Consider the following 18931-nt stretch of genomic DNA (forward strand, 5'->3'; position numbering starts at 1 on the left):
ATGAGCTTACAGCACCCTGGACTCCATTTTTTCAACCGCCGTCGGCTCCCTCTGCTGCTGCAAACGGAAGCAGCGGAATGCGGACTGGCCTGCCTCGCCATGATCGCCAGTTATTGGGGGCACCATATCGATCTGACCAATATGCGTCGCCGCTTCGCCGTCTCGCGCAAGGGCACTACGCTGAAAAGCCTGATCGGCATGGCCCAAGGTCTGGGTCTACAAACCCGTCCATTGAAACTTGATATGCCGTTCTTGCCCCAGTTGAAGCTGCCCTGCGCGTTGCACTGGGATATGAACCACTTCGTGGTGCTGAAACGCGTCACCGCCAAACATATCGTCATTCATGATCCAGCCGTAGGCGAAAGAAAGCTGTCGCTGGAAGAGGCCGCCAAACACTTCACCGGCGTCGCGCTGGAATTGGTTCCCGGGCACGAGTTCACGCCGATGGAGGAAAGGCAGCATGTGAGCTTGCTGGCGTTGATGGGCCGCGTCGACGGCTTAGGGCGCGGCGTGTCGCAATTGCTGTTGTTGGGGCTGGCGCTGCAAGTGTGCGCTTTGGCGGCGCCCTTCTATCTGCAATGGGTGGTGGACGAGGCCCTGCTGGCGGCGGATCGCAATTTGATCACCGTGCTCGGCATCGGCTTCCTGCTGCTGGTGCTGCTGCAATCGGCTATCGAAGCAGTGCGTGCCTGGGCCACCACGGCGCTGGCCACCAGCCTCAACTTCCAATGGTTCGGCAACGCCTTCGCCCATTTAATGAAGCTGCCGCTCGCTTGGTTCGAGAAACGCCATCTTGGCGATATCGTCTCTCGCTTCGGCGCCATCCAAACCATACAGCGCAGCCTGACCAGCCAATTCGTCGAGGGCGCGATCGATGGCTTGTTGGCGCTCGCCACGCTGGGCGTCATGCTGGTCTACAACGCCAAGCTCTCCGTCGTTAGCTTGATCGCCGTCGCCCTGTACGCCATGCTGCGCTGGGCCATTTTCAGAGGCCTGCGCGAAGCCACCGCGGAACAGATCGTGCATGCCGCGCGGCAAAACACCCATTTCATCGAGTCGGCGCGCGGCGCGCAAAGCATTCGCCTGTTTGGCCGCCAGGAATCCCGCCGCATTTTGTGGATGAATATGCTGGCCGATCAGTTCAACGCCGATTTGAGCATTGCCCGGCTGACCATCTCCTTCCAAACCGCCAACTCTCTGCTATTCAACGCGGAACGCGTCATCGTGGTGTGGCTGGCGGCGCTGGCAGTGCTAGATCATCAGTTTTCCGTCGGCATGTTGATCGCCTTCCTAAGCTACAAAGACCAATTCAGCCAGCGCATCTCCTCCCTCATCGACAAGCTGTTCGAACTGCGCATGCTGCGTCTGCACGGCGAACGCCTGGCCGATATTTTGATGGCGGCGCCCGAGCCAGAATACAGCGATGTGGAGATCGACCCGGAACAGGTGCAGCCGGCGATAGAAATACGCAATGCCTGCTTTCGCTACTCCGACGGCGAGCCCTATGTACTGCAGAATCTCAATTTGATCGTGCCCGCCGGCCAATGCCTGGCCATCACCGGCGCGTCCGGCTGCGGCAAGACCACCCTGCTCAAGCTGATGCTGGGGCTGTTGGAGCCCAGCGAAGGGGAAGTGCTGATCGGCGGCATTCCGCTGAAACAGCTTGGCCTAGCCAATTACCGCCAGATGTTGGGCACGGTGATGCAGGACGATCAGCTGTTCGCCGGCTCCATCGGCGACAATATCTGCTTCTTCGATCCCCAACCGGATGTGCGCCGCATATATCAATGCGCCAAGTTGGCCGCCATCCACGACGAAATCATCGCCATGCCTATGGCCTACAACACCCTGTGCGGAGATATCGGCTCCGGCCTGTCCGGCGGCCAGAAGCAGCGCATCCTGCTGGCGCGCGCGCTGTACAAGCAACCCAAGCTGCTGGTGCTGGACGAGGCCACCAGCCATCTGGACGTGTGGAACGAGAAACTGGTCAACGCCGCGGTGCGCGACATCGCCATGACCCGGCTCTTGGTGGCGCACCGGCCGGAAACCATCGCCATGGCGGAACGCGTGGTGGTGCTGGAGCAGGGCAAGATCGTGCAGGACACGGTCAATGACGATGTCGATGTCCAAGGCGGAGACGCGGCCAACGGGCAGGCTCCGATGCCCGCAAGCGACCCAGCCTGAACAGGCTTGGCCCGCATGGGGGTTAGGGCCTTTGCCGCCCCCCTGCGGCTACTCGCGCCGTTAGCCGTTCGCCGCCGGCTCATGCGCAAGCGGCAGAAACTCACGGCACCCGCGGATGGCCCAGGCTGGTGGCGGTCATCAACCGCTCCTAGCCCAAGCGGCACTTCCGCGCCACCGGCCCCTCCCCAAACCCCCCTGGCCATGCCAGAATGGCGGATTCCGATTTTTGTCCGCGAGCATAGCCATGGCCCTGAAATACCACGTGATTCCGGTCACCCCGTTTGCCCAGAACTGCAGCGTGCTGTGGTGCAGCGTCAGCCGCCGGGCGGCCATCGTGGACGCGGGCGGCGACATCGAGCGGATTCGCGCCTGGGTGGACGGCCAGGGCCTGACCGTGGAAAAACTGCTGCTGACCCACGGCCACATCGACCACGCCGGCGGCGCGGCCAAGCTGGCCCAGGCGCTGGACGTGGAGATAGAAGGGCCGCAGCGCGCGGAGAGCTTCTGGCTGGACCAGCTGCCCACCCAGGGCCAGATGTTCGGCTTCCCGCGCAGCGAGGCCTTCGCGCCGCAACGCTGGCTGGAAGAAGGCGATACCGTCAGCGTGGGCCAGGAAACGCTGCAAGTGATCCACTGCCCCGGCCACACGCCGGGCCATGTAGTGTTCTACAGTCCCACGGCCGGCTTGCTGGTGGCGGGCGACGTATTGTTCCAAGGCTCCATCGGCCGCACCGACTTTCCCATGGGCAATCATCAGCAGCTGATAGACGCCATCCAGCAAAAGCTGTTCATCCTGCCGGACGCCACCACGGTGATTCCCGGCCACGGCCCCTTCACCACCATAGGCGCGGAGAAGCGCGGCAATCCCTACGTGGCCGACCCGCGCTACCGCTGATGCCGCCGGAGTTCTCCCGCCGCGTGCTGGCGCTGCTGGCCCAGGTGCCGCCGGGCCGGGTGGTCAGCTACGGCGTGTTGGCCGAGCTGGCCGGCTACCCGCGCCATTCGCGCCATGTCGGCCATCTCTTGGGCCATCTGCCGGACGGCGTTTCCGCGCCCTGGCACCGCGTGGTCGGCGCCGGCGGGCGGCTGTCCCGGCCCGGCAGCGAGCACGCCGACTGGCAGCGCCTGCTTTTGGAAGAAGAAGGTGTTGCATTTCATGTCAGCGGCAAGGTCGATATGCGTGTCTGCGAGTGGACTGGCTAGATAGTTTGACCTGAAACAAACTAAAATCCCGCTTGCGCTCAGATACTTATCTCCACGTGGAGATATTTCCATGTGGCATTGGCGCGACAATTTGTAATTCTGGCGGCATTTTGCTACAGAAATGACATCTTTCTTTGCAAAAAAACGACAGAACTGTGACAAATCGTTTGCGTAAGGCCATTTCTGGGACTATTCTGCGCGGCGCTCGCCGACCCTGTCGGTTGCTTACTACACGAAAATAGTCTGGTGAAACAATGAATACTCGCAAAACCCTGCTGGCCGCTTCCCTGCTGGCCGCTTCCGCTCTGGCTCACGCCGATTACTCTTTCAAGAATATCAGCGCCAACTGGCTGGACTGGTCTGACCGCACGACCCAACAAAGCGGCAAGAAAGACTTCGCTTACCTGGAAGCCGAAGGCGGCATGGGCGGCAACTGGGGCGAGCTGTACGGCTTCTTCGACATCGAAAACCCGGGCAAGGGCAATGGCAACACCGAAGGCCGTGACCGTCGTTTCACCACTAAGGTGGTGGCTCGCTACAACCTGACTCAAGTCGGCGGCGTGCCGGTACAACTGTACGGCCACATCTATGACACCCGCGGCAATGGCTTCGGTCCTTACGCCCACTTCTTCACCGAAAACCGCGTGCTGGGCCTGGGTACCGACCTGAGCTTCGGCAAGCTGAACATCAAGCCGTTCTTCGGCGTGCATAACCAGCTGGACGCTTTCGGCACCGGTTCCGGCTTCAACGGCTTCATGACCGGCTACGTGCTGCTGTACCCGTTCCAAGCCTTCGGCCAGAACATGATGGTGACCCAATGGCATGAAACCGAACTGGATCGCCAAGACAAGTTCATCGGCGTGTACAAGAGCGGCGGCAAGCCGCGCGTAGGCCAAAACGGCGCCGTGTCGCTGTGGTGGACCCCGGTCAAGGAAGTGACCACCGGCATCCAGTACCGCTACGCTGACCAGAAGCTGGGCAGCACCGCGTACCAAAACGCCGTGATCTACTCGATCAAGTACAACTTCTAATAAGAAGTCACCCGAGCCGCCTTGCGCGGATCGGGAAGGCGGCTTGCCGCCCTTGTTCCACCCCCGCCCCGCGCGGGGGTTTTGTTTTGCGCGGCGTTCTCCGGCAAGCGGGGCGAACTGCTATAATCCGCCCTTAAATTCAACGGCCTGGCATGTTTTGATGAACGTTTTTTACGAAGAGAGCGGCAGTTTCAAGGTGGGCAGCATTGTGTCGCGCAGCGACGCCAGCCTGCAGGTGGACACCCAGCACGGCAAGCGCGCCAAGATCAAGAGCGCCAACGTGTTCCTGGAATTCAATTCGCCGCTGGCGGACTTCCTGCCGGCGGCGGACAAGCTGGCGGCCGACATCGACTTGGACTTCCTGTGGGAGTGCAGCCCGGATGATGAATTCGGCTACCAGGACTTGGCCGCCGACTACTTCGGCCATGAGCCGTCCGCCTTCGAGGCCGCCGCGCTGATCAGCAGCCTGCACGGCGCGCCCATGTACTTCTACAAGAAGGGCAAGGGCCGCTACAAGAAGGCGCCGCAAGAGGCGCTGCAGGCCGCCCTGGCCGGCGTGGAGCGCAAAAAGCGCGAGCAGGAGCAGATCGACGGCTGGGTGAGCCAGCTGAAAGCCGGCGAATTGCCGGAAGCCATCCGCTCCCAGCTGATGCAGCTGTTGTGGAAGCCGGACAAGAACACGCTGGAGTTCAAGGCCTTCGACCAGGCCAGCCGCGAAACCGGCTTGCCGCCGCTGCGCCTGGCGGACAAGGTGGGCGGCATCCCGTCGGTGCCGGCCTACCTGATGGCAGGCTTCCAGATGGAGTACTTTCCCAAGGGCACTGGCTTCGGCAAGTACGCGCCGCCGGCCGAGCTGCCGGAGCTGCCGGTTTCCAGCGCGCGCGCCTTCTCCATCGACGACGCCAACACCACCGAAATCGACGACGCCTTGTCGGTGGAGGAGCTGCCCAACGGCAACAAGCGCGTGGGCATCCACATCGCCGCGCCTACGCTGGGCGTGCCGCTAGATTCCGACATCGAGAAAATGGTGCTGTCGCGGCTGTCCACCGCCTACTTCCCCGGCGACAAGATCACCATGCTGCCGGACGATGTGGTGCAAGCGTTTACGCTGCAGGAAGGGCGCGACTGCCCGGCCTTCTCTCTGTATGCCGAAGTGACGCCGGAATTCGAGCCGGTGGCCTTCGAAAACCGCATCGAGAAAGTCCACATCGCCGCCAACCTGCGCCACGCCGAGCTGGAGCAGGTATTCAACGAGGAGACCCTGGCCAACGATCCGGGCGTCGACTACCCGTTCAAGCGCGAGCTGGTGTGGCTGTGGCAGTTCGCCGAGGCGCTGGAAAAGCGCCGCGGCAAATACGACCCGACGCGCCCGGTGCAGCACGATTACAACATCGACGTGGTCGACGGCCAGGTGTCCATCACCATCCGCAAGCGCGGCGCGCCGATGGACAAGCTGGTGTCCGAGCTGATGATCCTGGCCAACAGCGAATGGGGCCGCATGCTGGCCGAGGCCGACATCCCGGCCATGTACCGCGCCCAGAGCATGGGCAAGGTGCGCATGACCACGCGTCCGGAGCCGCACATGGGCCTGGGCGTGGCCCAGTACGCCTGGAGCACCTCGCCGCTGCGCCGCGCCAGCGACTTCATCAACCAGCGCCAGCTGGCGTCCATGATCCGCGGCGAGAAGCCGCAATACGCCCAGGGCGACGCCATGCTGTTCGCCATCCTGCGCGACTTCGACGCCACTTACGGCGCCTATCTGTCCTTCCAGGACAAGATGGAGCACTACTGGTGCCTGAAGTATCTGCTGCAGGAAAACATCACCGAGCCGACCGCCGCCGTGATCAAGGAAGACCTGGTGCGCATCGACGGCCTGCCGCTGCGCTTGCGCATTCCCGGCCTGCCGGAACTGGCCCGCGGCGACCGCATCCAGCTGTCGGTGGTCAAGGTGGACCTGCTGACCCAGGAGGTGGAGCTGCGCTACATCGGCCGCCTGGACCATGTGGAAGAAGACCTGGAAGACGAAGAGGGCTGAGCCCGCTTGCTCCGATGCTGAAAAGCGAACCGCCGCGCCGCAAGGCCCGGCGGTTTTTGTTTGCCTGGATTGGGCGCCGCTGGCCAAGCGTCTGCGACGCGGTATCAAGGGTCGACTTGGCCTCTCAGGCAAGGAAGGTGGCCGCCATGTCCTTGTCGCCGTGGCCGGCGGCGATGGCGCGCTGGAAGCGGGCCAGCCCCGCCGCCGCGCCGTCCATCCTGACCCCGGCGGCCTCCGCCGCGGCGAGCACCAGGCCGGCGTCCTTGGCGGCGTTGTCCACGCTGAAGCTGACCGCGTAATCGCCGGCCAGCATCGCCTTGCCCTTCAATTGCAGATAGGGCACGTCCAGCGGGCCGCCGGCGATGGTTTCCAGCGCCATGGCCGGGTCCAGGCCCAAGCCTTGCGCCAGCGCCAGCGTTTCCGCCGCACCGTGGGTCAGCGCCAGCACCCAGTTGTTGATCACCAGCTTCAGCCGGCTGCCGTCGCCCGGTCGTTCGGAAATCCAGACGGTGCGGCGGCTGATGGCGTCGAATGCGGCCTGCGCGGTTTCGCGATGGGATAGAGGGCCGGCGGCCAGCATCACCAGCTGTCCGGCCTCGGCCGGCTGACGGGTGCCGACCACCGGCGCGTCGTAGAAAACCAGCCCGCGCGCCGTTGCCCAGGCGCTGAGCTCGGCGGTCGCGTCCAGGCCTATGGTGGCCAGCTGCAGCCATATTTGGCCCGGCGCGAACCCGGCCTCGGCCTGGCGCATGGCCTCCGCCACCGCCGCGCCGTCCTTGCCGGCGGTGATGACCACATCGGCGCCGCGAACGGCGTCGGCCGCGGCCGCGCATGCCGCCACGCCGTCGGCGGCCAGCGTCTGCGCCTTGTCTGGCGAGCGGTTCCAGGCGCGGACGGCGAAGCTCTTGCGGGCAAGGTTGCGCGCCACGGCGGCGCCGATGATGCCGGTGCCGAGCACGGCGATGGCGGCGGGTTGAGCTTGGCTCATGTCTTTCTCCTCATGTGTGCCGATAAGTTTTGGAACATTCATTTCAAAATGGACAAAAAAAATTCGCGTGCCGCCTGGATCACGCCAGGCAGGACAACGCCACCTCTACCACGTCTTTCAGCCGCGCCTCCTTGTCCTGGCGCGCCGTGCCCTTGCCCAGCACTCGCAAGCCCTGGATGGTGCACATCAGGAAACGGGCGAGCGCTTGAGGTTCGCGCGCGGCCGGCAACTCGCCCGCGTCGCGCGCCTCGTTCAGCGTTTGCAGCAAGGCGGCCTCAAGCTGGCGGAAATGCTCGGCCAGCGCGGCGTCCACCGCCGCATCGCGGCCGGCCGCCTCCAGCGCGGCGTTGGCGGCCAGGCAGCCGGGACCGGCTTGCTCCCGCAGCTCGTCTTCCACCACCCGCATCAGCAGCGCGCGCACCCGTTCCCGCAAGGGCTCCGGCGCGATCAGCCGTGCTGTGTTGGCCGCGCCGACTTGCCCATAGCGGCGCAGGGCAAGCAGATAGAGGCCATGCTTGCTGTCGAAAGCGTTGTACAGGCTGCTGCGCGACAGGCCGGTGCCATTCACCAGATCCTGGATGGAAGTGGCGGCGTAGCCGCGCTGCCAGAACACGCGCATCGCGGCGTCGGCCACGGCGTTTTCGTCGAATTCCTTGGGACGCATGCTGAATCTGATCGTTAATTGTGGAATGATTGTTCCATATTAATGCCATGCCGGCTCCGCAGCAAGCCCACCCTCAGGCGATGTCCGCGTCGGGAATGCCGGCCAGCAGGCCCGCCAGCAATTTGCGGCTTTGCCCCAGCTGGGTCAGGCGCGCATCCAGAGAAGCCAGCTCCTCGCCCAGTATGCGGCGCGTCTTGTCGCAGGGCTGGAAGCGCTGCTGGCTGTGCAGGCAAGGCAGCAGTTCGCGCACGGCGTCCAGCGTCAGTCCGGCCGCGCGCAGCAAGGCGATGCGGCGCAAGACGTCTTCCGCCGCAGCGTCGTATTCCCGGTAGCCGGAAGCCATGCGGCGCGGGGACAGTACGCCCTGTTGCTCGTAATAGCGCAGCATGCGCACGCTGATGCCGCTGCGGCGCGAGAGTTCGCCGATTTTCATGTTTTCCCCGCTTGACTCTAACAGTTGTGTCACAGTTTAGCATGCCGCTGTCACCATTATGATCGGATGAAATTCATGAAGATTTATCGTTTCGATGCAGGCGGCGAACTGCGCATGGAGGAGGCGGACCTACCGCAGCCGGGGCCGGGGGAAGTACGCGTCAGAGTGGAGGCGGCAAGCCTGAATTATCGCGATCTGCTGATTCAGGACGCCGCGCGCGCCGGCATGCTGCCTGGCCGAGTCCCCTTGTCCGACGCCGCCGGTGCGGTGGACGCGTTGGGTGAGGGCGTCAGCCATTGGCGGCCGGGGCAACGCGTGGCGGTGGCGTTTTTCCGCGATTGGATCGAAGGCCGATTCCAATCGCGTTATATGGAGTCGGCCTGGGGCGGCCAAGCGCGCGACGGCGTGCTGGCGGAATACCTCATCGTGCCGGCTGGCGCGCTGGTGGCAATGCCGTCGCATTGGGATGGCGTTGAGGGGGCAACCCTGCCTTGCGCCGGGGTGACGGCATGGCATGCGCTGGCGGCGCGCAGCCGTCTGTCCGCCGGAGACGTCTTGTTGGTGCAGGGTACGGGTGGGGTCGCCCTATTCGGCCTGCAATTGGGCGTGGCGCTGGGGGCGCGAGTGATCGTTTTGTCCTCGTCGGACGCTAAACTGGAGCGGGCGCGGGCTTTGGGCGCGAGTGAGGGAATCAACTATCGAGCAAGGCCGGACTGGGCGAGCGCCGTGCGGGAAGTGACCGGCGGCGAGGGCGCGAGCCATGTGCTGGAGCTGGGCGGGCCGGCCACCTATCCGCAGTCGCTGCAGGCATTGGCAGCCGGCGGCGTCTTGGCCCAGATAGGGGTGCTGAGCGGTTTGGGACCCAAGCCGGACTTGAGCCGCTTGCAAACCATTAACGCCGACATCGTCGGCGTCACCGTGGGCTCGGTGGCACATTTGGCCGAGTTGTCGGCGTTTATGAGCCAGCATCGCTTGTGGCCCGCCATCGACCGGGTATTCGATTTCGATCAGGCTGCGCAGGCCTATGCCTATCTGCGCGCGGCGGGCCACTTCGGCAAGGTGGCGATACGCGTCGGCGGCTAGGCTTCCTCCGCTGTTGCGTCCGCGCCGCAGCGGCCATCCCGGCTAGGCGCTTTTCCAAGATGCCGTGCCGCGCGGCGATGGGCGGGGGAGCGTCGATGCCAGCCTTTCTCCGGGCTTGCCGCGACGGGCGGCGCGGTTTGCGCAGCGGTCGCCAGCCAGCCCGTCCGCTTGTTTTCCTTCCTGGTCTCGCGGCATTGATTCGGACGTTTGATTGAAATTGCGATGACGATGGATTAACGTCGGGGTTGGCGTCCCATCGCATCGCATGCCGTCCGTTTCACCCGCATCCCCGCCATAAAAACAGTCACCTGCCGCGAAGCCCGCCGCCGCGGCGACAGGAGGAGAAACATGCAGGACTTTGCCCGTCATCCGGATTTACCCGCCAAGCTGGGCGACCTGCCTTACGCGTCCTTGGGCGCGATGCTGGCCAAAACGGCAGCCCGCTATCCGGATCAGCCCGCTTTCCGCAATATGGGCGGCAGCCTCAGCTACCGTGAGCTGCAGCGCTTGAGCGCGCAGTTCGCCGATTACCTGACAACGAGCCTGAGGCTGAGCCGCGGCGATCGCGTGGCCATCATGCTGCCCAATCTGCTGCAGTACCCGGTGGCGCTGTATGGCATTCTGCGCGCCGGCCTGGTGGTGGTGAACGTCAACCCGTTGTACACCGCGCGCGAGCTGCATCATCAGCTGGCCGACTCCGGCGCGGCCGCCATCCTGGTGGCGGCCAATTTCGCCGCCGTGGTGGAGCAGGCTCGCGCCGAGACGCCGCTCAAGCATGTGATAGTGACCGAGCTGGGCGACCTGCTGCCGACGCCCAAGCGCTGGCTGGTCAACGCCGCGGTGCGCTACGTCAAGAAAATGGTGCCGCCCTATCATCTGCCGGACGCCATCGCCTTCCGCCGCGCGCTGGCTGCCGGTCAAGCCGCGCGCTGGCGCGACGCGGCGGTGCAGGCGGACGAGCTGGCCATTCTGCAATACACCGGCGGCACCACCGGCGTGTCCAAGGGTGCCATGTTGAGCCACCGCAACTTGCTGGCCAATGTGGAGCAGGCGCGGCTGGTGTTGGGCCGGGGCCTGGTAGAGGGCCAAGCCGCGGTGGCCACGCCGCTGCCGCTTTACCACGTATTGGCGTTGACGGTGAACTGTTTTCTGGTCAATCGCATCGGCGGCACCAGCCTGCTGATCACCAATCCGCGCGACATTCCAGGCATGGTGGCGGAGCTGGCCAAATACCCGGTCAACGCCTTCATCGGCGTCAACACGCTGTTCAATGCGCTGGCGCATCACGCGGACTTCGCCAAGCTGGACTTCAGCGGCTGGAAGGTTTCCATCGGCGGCGGCGCGGCGGTGCAGCGCGCGGTGGCGGATTCCTGGCAGAAGATCACCGGCCTGACGTTGCTGGAGGGCTACGGCCTGACCGAGACTTCGCCGCTGGTGTCGGTGAACTCCCTGGCCAATCCGGCCTATACCGGCACGGTGGGCTTGCCGGTGCCGGACACCGAGGTGAGGCTGCGCAACGACGCCGGCGAGGACGTGGCGGACGGCGAGCCGGGCGAGGTGTGCGTGCGTGGGCCGCAGGTGATGGCCGGCTACTGGCAGCGGCCGGAAGAGACGGCCAAGGTGTTTCATGCCGACGGCTTCTTCGCCACAGGGGACATCGGCGTGCGCACGGTTGACGGCATGCTCAAGCTGGTGGACCGCAAGAAGGACATGGTGCTGGTGTCTGGCTTCAACGTCTATCCCAACGAGATCGAGGACGTGGTGGCGCAGCATCCGGGCGTGCGCGAGGTGGCCTGCATCGGCGTGCCGGACGAGCGCAGCGGGGAGGCGGTGAAAATCGTGGTGGTGCGCAAGGACCCGGCGCTGCAGGCGGACGAACTGCTGGGCTTCTGCCGCGACAAGCTGACGGCGTATAAGGTGCCGCGCCACGTCGAGTTCCGCGAGGAGCTGCCCAAGTCTAACGTCGGCAAGATATTGCGGCGCGAACTGCGCCAGCCGGCATAGCGGCAAGCAGGTGGCTTAGAACAGCTCGTCCACCAGGGTGCTGGACTGCTGCAACGGGTCTATCGCGTTTTCCATGCGTTCGCGCTCCAGGTTCAGCCGCTCCAGCACCCGTTCCGGCAGGCTGGCCAGCATCTCCTCGCTGGGCATGCCGTGGCGGAAGCCGGAGACGATGCAGTTGGTCAGGCCGATCAACAGCGCGAACGGCGAGGCATCCTCGTTCAGCAAGTCATGCTGGTTCAGGATGGCTTCCTGGATTTCGTCCGGAAAATTCCAGCGCCTGGCCAGCTCCGCGCCCAGCACCGTCAGGTCCATGCCCAGCAGCATGCGTTCGGCGGCGATGCGGTCCATGCCGCCGGCGATGATGCGGTCCACTTGGCGCGCCTGATCCGGCACCGCGACATACAGCACCAGTTCGCCGATATTAGACAGCAGGCCGCAGGTGTAGCCCAGCTGCGGATCCAGCCCGGACAGCCGCGACAGCAGCTTGGCGGTATTGGCCATGGCGAAGCTGCGCAGCCAGAACGCGCGCATGTCGAAGCCGGGGATGCCCAGGGTGGCGCCGGTGATGCCGGAGGCGATCACCAGCACCCTGAGGTTGTCGAAGCCGAGCAGCAGCACCGCATCGTCCAACGAGCCGACGCGGCGGCTGCCGCCGAAGCGGGCGCTGTTGGCCAGGCGCAGCACGCGCGCGCTGAGCACCTGGTCATGCATCACCATGTCGGTGATCTCGCCGATATTGATATCGTTGCGATGGAAGCTGGCCATCAGCTCCTGCACCACCTTGGGCACCATGGGCAGCTTGCCGGTCGCCTTTTCGAAGATTTCCGCCACTTGCATGCGCGCTCTCCCGTCGTTCAGGTTTGAGCTTAGGCAATCGCGCGGCGAAAGAAAGCGGAATGCGGCGTTCAGTAGGCGAAGCGCTCGCGCAGGTCCATCAGGTTCAGTTCGTCCAGGATGGCCAGCTGGCGCTCGCGCGCGCTGGCTTTGCCCTTGCCGGTCTTCTTGGCGATGATCAGCTCGTTCTTCATCGAGTGCTCCCAGCCCACCAGCTCGGTCACGGTCAGCTGGTAGCCGCGCGCTTCCAGCTGCAGACAGCGCAGCACATTGGTCAGCTGGCTGCCAAACTCGCGGGTGTGGATGGGATGGCGCCACAATTCGGACAGCGGCGTCTTGCCGAAGGTCTCGTTCTTTTTCTGGCGCAGCACCGAGGCCACCTCGGCCTGGCAGCACGGCACCAGCACGATGTATTGCGCGTCCTTGGCCAGGGCGAAACGGATGGCGTCGTCGGTGGCGGTGTTGCAGGCGTGCAGCGCGGTGATGATGTCCACCTGCTCCGGCAGTTCGGTCGAAGTGATGGACTGTTCCACGGTCAGGTTCAGGAAGCCCATGCGCTCGAATCCCAGGCGCTCGGCCAGCTCTCGCGATTTGTCCACCAACTCCTGCCGCGTTTCCACGCCGTAGACCTGGCCGGCGGCCTTGTCCTTCAGGAACAGGTCATACAGGATGAAGCCGAGGTAGGACTTGCCGGCGCCGTGGTCGGCCAGCGTCATTGCGCCTTTCTTGTCCAGCACGTCGGCCATCAAGGGTTCGATGAACTGGTACAGGTGGTAAACCTGCTTCAGCTTGCGGCGGGTGTCCTGGTTGATCTTGCCGTCGCGGGTGAGGATGTGCAGCTCTTTGAGCAGCTCCAGCGATTGCTGGGGTTTGATTTCGGGAATCAGGCTCATGGCGGCCTCCTGCAATTTCAATGCCGCGATTGTAGCAGAGCGGGGGCGGTGATCCGTTTTGGACGCATCCATGCAGCTGTCGGGCGGGCAGGCAGCAGGCCCTGCCCGCCCTACCGCTTCAAATCATGCCAAGCAGAATGGGAACAGGTCCTCAGGGCTTGTTCACCACTTCCTGCTCCACCACCATGTCCAGTATCCAGCGGATGGACGAGGCGTCGGCTGGCGGATTGTCCACCTTCACTTCCTTGATGCGCAGGCGGTAGGCCACGCCCGGTTCGGGCTGGAAGCCCTCGATTTCGCCGTAATGCAGTTGCCACGGCTGGTTCTTGTCGGCGCGCACCTGCAGACACTGCATGGGCGCCACGCCGCTGCATGGCTTGCGCTCGGCGGCGACGTAGATGAACTTGATCTCGCCCTGCGGCAGCTTCTCGAAGCGCATGGCGTCCTTGCCCTCGCCCAGCAGCAGTTGGCCCCGCGCCAGCTTGACCGGCATGCCGGCTTCCAGCTGGCGGCTCAGCGCGGCGTCGCGCTGCATCGCTTCCGGCGGGCACATCATCATGGTGGCGGCCAGCGGCTTGGCGCTGAGCTTGCCGTTTTCCAGCGCGGCCGGGCCGAACATGCCGTTGCAGCCGGCGCGGATGGACAGGCGCTGCCCGTCTATTTGCAGCTTGGCGGCGGCGGGGCCGGCGTCCACTTGGCGCCACTCGCCCTGAAGTTGGGACAGCGTGGGGGCGTCCGCGACGCGGACGGGGGACGTGGCGGCGCAGCCGGCCAAAACGACGGCGGCCAGCGTCGGCGCGATCAGACTCATGCGCATCATGATTTCCTAATGTAAATAGGATAGGACGCGAGAGGGACGCCGCGGTTCCCTCAGTCCGCTAGCGGCGCCGCCGTTTCCTGATAGATCACCCTGACCAGCTGCAAGGTGGGATGTCCGCCGTCGGCGGCCGGCTCGCCTTGCAGTTTCAGGTAGTAGCTGTGTCCCGGCTGCGGCTGGAAGCCCAAGATCGAGCCGTCGTAGTCGAGCCAGGGTTGGTCCTCCCGGCTGCGCAGTCGCAGGCAGGCGCCGGCTACGCAGGTGCCGCTGCTGACATACCAGTATTGTTCGCCGACTTCGGGACGCAAGGCGCTTGGCGCGGCTTGCGCCGTCGGGGCCGGACTGGCGGCAGGGGCGGGGTAAGCGGCAGTCGCGCCCGCGGCGACGCGCAGGAAGCGGTAGGCGGTTTTGCCGGCCTGCAGGGTCAGGGATTGGCGGTTTTCCGATGGCAGCAGGCGGAAGGGCGCGGCCAGGAATTTCAGCAGCGCCTGTTCGCGCTGCATCACCTCCGGCGCGCACGCCATGCGCGTGGTGGCGACCTGATGTTTGCCGTCCTGGTCGATTCCCAGGGTGAAGCGATTGCAGCCGGCGAAGCCGCTGAGGCGGTTGTCGGCGATGCTCAAGGTGGGCAGGGGGGCGGACTGGGCGGGCGCTTGCAGCCGCCATTCGGTGTGTTGCAGGTCTGGCAGGGCTTGGCTGGGCAGTATCATGCTGCCGCTGACGAGAAGGGCGCTGAGGGTGGGCATGCGGTCTCCTGTTCTTATCGAGCGAAGAAGCGAAACGCCCGCCAGCGGCGGGCGTGTGGACCGCGGGCGGCGTGGTCAATGTACGGCGTTTTTCAGTAGGTCTTCCACCACTTTTTTCGCGTCGCCGAACACCATCATGGTTTTATCCATGTAAAACAGCTCATTGTCCAGCCCGGCGTATCCCGCGTTCATGGAGCGTTTGACCACGATCACGTTGCGCGCCTTGTGCGCTTCCAGGATGGGCATGCCGTAAATCGGGCTGGCCTTGTCCTTCTGCGCCGCCGGGTTGACCACGTCGTTGGCGCCTATCACCAGCACCACGTCGGTGGTGGAGAAGTCGGCGTTGATTTCCTCCATCTCCAGCACCTGCTCGTAGGGCACTTCGGCCTCGGCCAGCAGCACATTCATATGGCCAGGCATGCGGCCGGCCACCGGGTGGATGGCGTAGCGGACGCCGACGCCTTTCTCATGCAGCAGCTCGGCGAACTCCTGCAGCGCGTGCTGGGCGCGCGATACCGCCAGGCCGTAGCCGGGCACGATCACCACCTGGTCGGCATTGGCCATCAGGAAGGCGGCGTCCTCGGCGCTGCCGGCCTTGTAGGACTTGGCCGCGCCGTCGCCCGCCGCCGGTCCGGCCGCCGCCTCGGCGCCGAAGCCGCCCAGCAGCACGCTGACGATGGAGCGGTTCATCGCCTTGCACATGATGTAGGACAGGATGGCGCCGGACGAGCCGACGCAGGCGCCGGCGATGATCAGCACCGGGTTGTTCAGGGTGAAGCCGATGCCGGCCGCCGCCCAACCGGAGTAGCTGTTCAGCATGGACACCACCACCGGCATGTCCGCGCCGCCGATGGGGATGATCAGCGTCACGCCCAATACCAGCGCGACGGCCAGCATGGCGAGGAAGGCGGCCTGGCTGTCGGTGGCGAAATAGGCGATGCCGAAGCCGACCATGGCCAGCGCCAGGGTCAGGTTCAGCAGGTGCTGGCCGGAAAAGCTGACGGCCTTGGCGCCGAAGCGGCCGGACAGCTTGCCGTAGGCGATGACCGAGGCGGTGAAGGTGATGGCGCCGATGAAGGCGCCGATGAACAGCTCCACCTTCTGCACCGGCGTGTGCTCCACGCCGGCGTGGAAGATGGCGGCGACGGCGATCAGCACGGCGGACAGGCCCACCAGCGAGTGCATGGCCGCCACCAGCTCCGGCATGCCGGTCATTTCCACCGTGCGCGCCTTCCAGCCGCCGATGACGGCGCCGGCGGCGATGGCGCCGGCGATCAGCGCCAGCACCGGCTTGTCCAGGATCAGCAAGGTGGTGAGCACGGCGATGGCCATGCCGACGATGCCGTACAGGTTGCCGCGCCGCGCCGAGGCCGGGCTGGACAGCCCCTTCAGCGCCAGGATGAACAGTACGGCGGCGACGAGGTAGAGAACCGCGGAAATATTCTGCATCGTTTAACCCCTGTTCTTTTTCTTGAACATGTCCAGCATGCGCTGGGTGACCAGGAAGCCGCCGAAGATGTTGATGCTGGCCAGGAAGATGGCGATGGCGCCCAGCACCGAGGTGAGGGTGATTTGCTGGCCGTTGATATCCACCACCTGCAGCATGGCGCCGACGATGATGATGCCGGAGATGGCGTTGGTCACCGCCATCAGCGGGGTGTGCAGCGCGGGCGTGACGTTCCATACCACGTGGTAGCCGACGAAGACGGCCAGCACGAAGACGGTGAGGCTGGTGAGGAAGGGATCAACCATGGTGCGGCTCCTTGTCGGTTTGGGCGGCGGCGGCCGGTTTGGCCGGCGCGCCGAAGCGTTGCTCGCCCTGGTGCGCGACCAGGGTGGCGGCGACGATGTCATCGTCCAGGTCCAGCTTCAGGCCTTCCGGGCTCAGCAAGAGGCCGAGGAAGGTCAGCAGATTGCGCGCGTACAGGCTGGAGGCGTCCGCCGCCAGCATGGCGGGCAGATTGGCCAGCCCCACCAGGTGCACGCCGTTGTCGGATAGATGCGCCTCGCCGGCGCGGGTCAGCTCGCAGTTGCCGCCAGCCTCGGCCGCCAGGTCCACGATGACGGAGCCGGGCCGCATGCCGGCCACGGCGGCGGCGGACAAGAGGCGCGGCGCCGGCTTGCCCGGAATCAGGGCGGTGGTGATGACGATGTCGGCGGCGGCGGCGCGCTTGGCCAGCAACTCGTTCTGCCGCGCCAGGAACTCGGGCGTCATCTCGCGGGCGTAGACGCCGGAGCTGGCTGCCTTCTCTTCCTCGCTCATCGGCACTTCGACGAACTTGGCGCCTAGCGACTCCACCTGCTCGCGGGTGGCGGGGCGAACGTCGTAGGCCTCCACCACCGCGCCCAGCCGCTTGGCGGTGGCGATGGCCTGCAGGCCGGCCACGCCCACGCCCAGCACCAGGACCCGGGCGGCCTTCACCGTGCCGGCGGCGGTCATCAGCATGGGCATGAAGCGCGGGTAATACTGGCAGGCCAGCAGCACGGCCTTGTAGCCGGCGATATTGTTCTGGCTGGACAGCACGTCCATGCTCTGCGCCCGCGTAGTGCGCGGCAACAGCTCCAGCGCGAAGGCGGAGACGCCGCGCGCGGCCAGCTGCGGCAGCAAGGGGTTGTGGTAGGGCGACAACATGCCGACGATGACCGCGCCCGCTTTCAACGCGGCGATGTCGTCGGCCTCCGGCGCGCGCACGCACAGCACGATGTCGGCGGCGGCCAGCAGCGGCTGGCGTTGCGGGGCGATGGCGGCGCCGGCGTCCGCGTAAGCGGCATCGGGAATGGCGGCGGCCAGGCCGGCCCCCGCCTGCACCGAGACGGCGTGGCCGGCGGCGACCAGTTTCTTCACCGTCTCCGGCGTGGCCGCGACACGGTGCTCTCCGGCCAGCCTTTCGGCTGGAATGGCGATTTGCATCTCAGAATCTCCTGCGAATGGATAGGGAAATCAGGATCTTGAACGGCCGTGCGCGGCGCTTTCGAACGGACGTTTGAAAAATATTAAAAGCATGCTGCAGTGCATTATGCAAGCCATATATTGGCTACCGTATATCGTCTGACAGACTGGACAGGGTGCAGTGCCCATCGGATCTGATTCGATTGAAGCGGAAGCGGATGTAATAAATATGACAGCGGCGTCTGAATTGCCTGTGACCGCCCAGTGAAGGGATGACCGTATGCCGCGCGCGGCGCCGGTGTAAAGCCGGGAAAACCGCAGCAATCGCCGCGGTTTGCGCTGGATCAGCGGTGGTCTACTGCCCCGAGCCGCGATACAGGTCCAGCTTGAAGCGATCCAGGGTGCCGTCGGCGCGCAATTTGGCCAGGCCGGCGTTGAACTTGGCCATCCATTGCGCGTTGCGCGGCGAGCGCTGCATCAGCAGATGGCCGTAATGCGCGCTGAACGGGCGATTCTCCGTGGTGACGAGGTCGCGCGCGCCAGGCGGGAAGGCGTCGGAGGCCAAGAGCTGCCAGCCGGTGAATTCATCCAGCGGGAAGATGTCGATGCGCCCGGCCAGCAGCTTCAGCAGATTGGTCTTGTCGTCGTTGGCCTCTTCCACCGATAGCGCGCCCTGCTTTTCCAGCTGGCGAAACTCCGGGGTGTAGGTGTAGCCGCGGGTGGCGCCGAAGCGCAGGCTGCTCAGGTCGCGCAGTTTTTGCCAGCGCGGCATGGCCAGGTCCTTGCGGTGGAACAGCATTTCGCGGTGTTCGGACAGTGGCGCGCTGTACAGGAATTCCTTGGCCTTGACCGGATCGTCGAACCAGAACGAGCTGGCCTGGACATCGCCGTTGCGCAAGGCTTCCAACGCCCTGGCCCAAGGCATGAAGCGGAAGCGCACCTGCACGCCTTCGCGGGCGAAGGCCTCGCGCACCACCCGGCTGACGAAGCCCTGCGCGGGCAAACGTTCGCCGCACCAGGGCGCGTATTCGCCGGTGGAGATCTGCAGCTCGGCGGCCGGGGCGGCGCCGGCCCAGACGCACAATGCCAATAGCAGCGCCGGCAGGGCTTTCATCGCGGACTCACC

General features: G+C 65.1%; 18 protein-coding genes. 7 read left to right on the forward strand and 11 right to left on the reverse strand.

From position 1 onward, the window contains the following. The 5 genes from FYK34_RS18185 (at nt 1) to FYK34_RS18205 (ending at nt 6453) form a co-directional block, all read left to right on the forward strand. Nucleotides 1–2184 (forward strand): peptidase domain-containing ABC transporter, encoded by a 2184-nt coding sequence (locus FYK34_RS18185; RefSeq protein WP_149298934.1) that lies wholly within the window; start codon nt 1–3, stop codon nt 2182–2184. Nucleotides 2185–2428: 244 nt separating this feature from the next. Then, the gene (locus FYK34_RS18190) at nt 2429–3079 is read left to right on the forward strand and encodes an MBL fold metallo-hydrolase (RefSeq protein ID WP_149298936.1); all 651 of its coding nucleotides are present in this window, start codon (nt 2429–2431) and stop codon (nt 3077–3079) included. Beyond that, nucleotides 3079–3387, forward strand: a complete 309-nt coding sequence (locus FYK34_RS18195) for an MGMT family protein (RefSeq protein ID WP_149298938.1) — start codon at nt 3079–3081, stop codon at nt 3385–3387. Before FYK34_RS18190 ends, FYK34_RS18195 begins: the two co-directional genes overlap by 1 nt. A gap of 254 nt (nt 3388–3641) precedes the next feature. Next, the gene (locus FYK34_RS18200; protein ID WP_149298940.1) at nt 3642–4418 is read left to right on the forward strand and encodes an outer membrane protein OmpK; all 777 of its coding nucleotides are present in this window, start codon (nt 3642–3644) and stop codon (nt 4416–4418) included. Nucleotides 4419–4578: 160 nt separating this feature from the next. Next, nucleotides 4579–6453 carry a ribonuclease catalytic domain-containing protein gene (locus FYK34_RS18205; protein WP_149298942.1) on the forward strand — a complete coding sequence of 625 codons (1875 nt, stop codon included), beginning with the start codon at nt 4579–4581 and terminating at the stop codon, nt 6451–6453. A 124-nt stretch (nt 6454–6577) separates the two neighbouring features. On the opposite strand, the gene FYK34_RS18210 is transcribed toward FYK34_RS18205, so the two are convergent. The 3 genes from FYK34_RS18210 to FYK34_RS18220 form a co-directional block, all read right to left on the reverse strand. After that, the gene (locus FYK34_RS18210; protein ID WP_149298944.1) at nt 6578–7441 is read right to left on the reverse strand and encodes an NAD(P)-dependent oxidoreductase; all 864 of its coding nucleotides are present in this window, start codon (nt 7439–7441) and stop codon (nt 6578–6580) included. Nucleotides 7442–7520: 79 nt separating this feature from the next. Continuing rightward, the gene (locus FYK34_RS18215) at nt 7521–8105 is read right to left on the reverse strand and encodes a TetR/AcrR family transcriptional regulator (protein WP_149298946.1); all 585 of its coding nucleotides are present in this window, start codon (nt 8103–8105) and stop codon (nt 7521–7523) included. Between the two features lie 73 nt (nt 8106–8178). Then, nucleotides 8179–8538 carry a MerR family transcriptional regulator gene (locus FYK34_RS18220; protein WP_149298948.1) on the reverse strand — a complete coding sequence of 120 codons (360 nt, stop codon included), beginning with the start codon at nt 8536–8538 and terminating at the stop codon, nt 8179–8181. Nucleotides 8539–8613: 75 nt separating this feature from the next. Between FYK34_RS18220 and FYK34_RS18225 the strand changes: the two genes are divergently transcribed. Both FYK34_RS18225 and FYK34_RS18230 read left to right on the forward strand, forming a co-directional pair. Then, a complete protein-coding gene (locus FYK34_RS18225) occupies nt 8614–9621 on the forward strand; it encodes a zinc-dependent alcohol dehydrogenase family protein (RefSeq protein WP_149298950.1) in 1008 nt (335 codons plus the stop codon). A gap of 348 nt (nt 9622–9969) precedes the next feature. Next, nucleotides 9970–11625: an AMP-binding protein gene (locus FYK34_RS18230; protein WP_149298952.1), complete on the forward strand. Its 1656-nt coding sequence runs from the start codon at nt 9970–9972 to the stop codon at nt 11623–11625. Between the two features lie 15 nt (nt 11626–11640). Here FYK34_RS18230 and FYK34_RS18235 read toward each other — a convergent pair whose 3' ends face one another. The 8 genes from FYK34_RS18235 to FYK34_RS18270 form a co-directional block, all read right to left on the reverse strand. After that, entirely contained in the window at nt 11641–12462 is an 822-nt protein-coding gene (locus tag FYK34_RS18235) for an HDOD domain-containing protein (RefSeq protein ID WP_149298954.1), read from the reverse strand. Nucleotides 12463–12530: 68 nt separating this feature from the next. Beyond that, nucleotides 12531–13352, reverse strand: coding sequence for a class I SAM-dependent methyltransferase (locus FYK34_RS18240; protein ID WP_149298957.1), 822 nt, complete (start codon nt 13350–13352; stop codon nt 12531–12533). A gap of 151 nt (nt 13353–13503) precedes the next feature. Continuing rightward, nucleotides 13504–14172: a DUF4377 domain-containing protein gene (locus FYK34_RS20755; RefSeq protein WP_196782536.1), complete on the reverse strand. Its 669-nt coding sequence runs from the start codon at nt 14170–14172 to the stop codon at nt 13504–13506. Between the two features lie 50 nt (nt 14173–14222). Continuing rightward, entirely contained in the window at nt 14223–14915 is a 693-nt protein-coding gene (locus tag FYK34_RS18250) for an META domain-containing protein (RefSeq protein ID WP_149298959.1), read from the reverse strand. A gap of 75 nt (nt 14916–14990) precedes the next feature. Then, entirely contained in the window at nt 14991–16364 is a 1374-nt protein-coding gene (locus FYK34_RS18255; RefSeq protein WP_149298961.1) for an NAD(P)(+) transhydrogenase (Re/Si-specific) subunit beta, read from the reverse strand. 3 nt (nt 16365–16367) lie between these two features. Beyond that, the gene (locus FYK34_RS18260) at nt 16368–16667 is read right to left on the reverse strand and encodes a proton-translocating transhydrogenase family protein (RefSeq protein ID WP_149298963.1); all 300 of its coding nucleotides are present in this window, start codon (nt 16665–16667) and stop codon (nt 16368–16370) included. Beyond that, nucleotides 16660–17826, reverse strand: coding sequence for a Re/Si-specific NAD(P)(+) transhydrogenase subunit alpha (locus tag FYK34_RS18265; RefSeq protein ID WP_149298965.1), 1167 nt, complete (start codon nt 17824–17826; stop codon nt 16660–16662). Before FYK34_RS18265 ends, FYK34_RS18260 begins: the two co-directional genes overlap by 8 nt. A gap of 334 nt (nt 17827–18160) precedes the next feature. Then, nucleotides 18161–18919: a substrate-binding periplasmic protein gene (locus FYK34_RS18270; RefSeq protein WP_149298967.1), complete on the reverse strand. Its 759-nt coding sequence runs from the start codon at nt 18917–18919 to the stop codon at nt 18161–18163. Nucleotides 18920–18931 lie beyond the last annotated feature (12 nt).

Source organism: Chromobacterium paludis (assembly GCF_008275125.1).
In the GTDB taxonomy this organism is placed as follows: Bacteria; Pseudomonadota; Gammaproteobacteria; order Burkholderiales; family Chromobacteriaceae; genus Chromobacterium; species Chromobacterium paludis.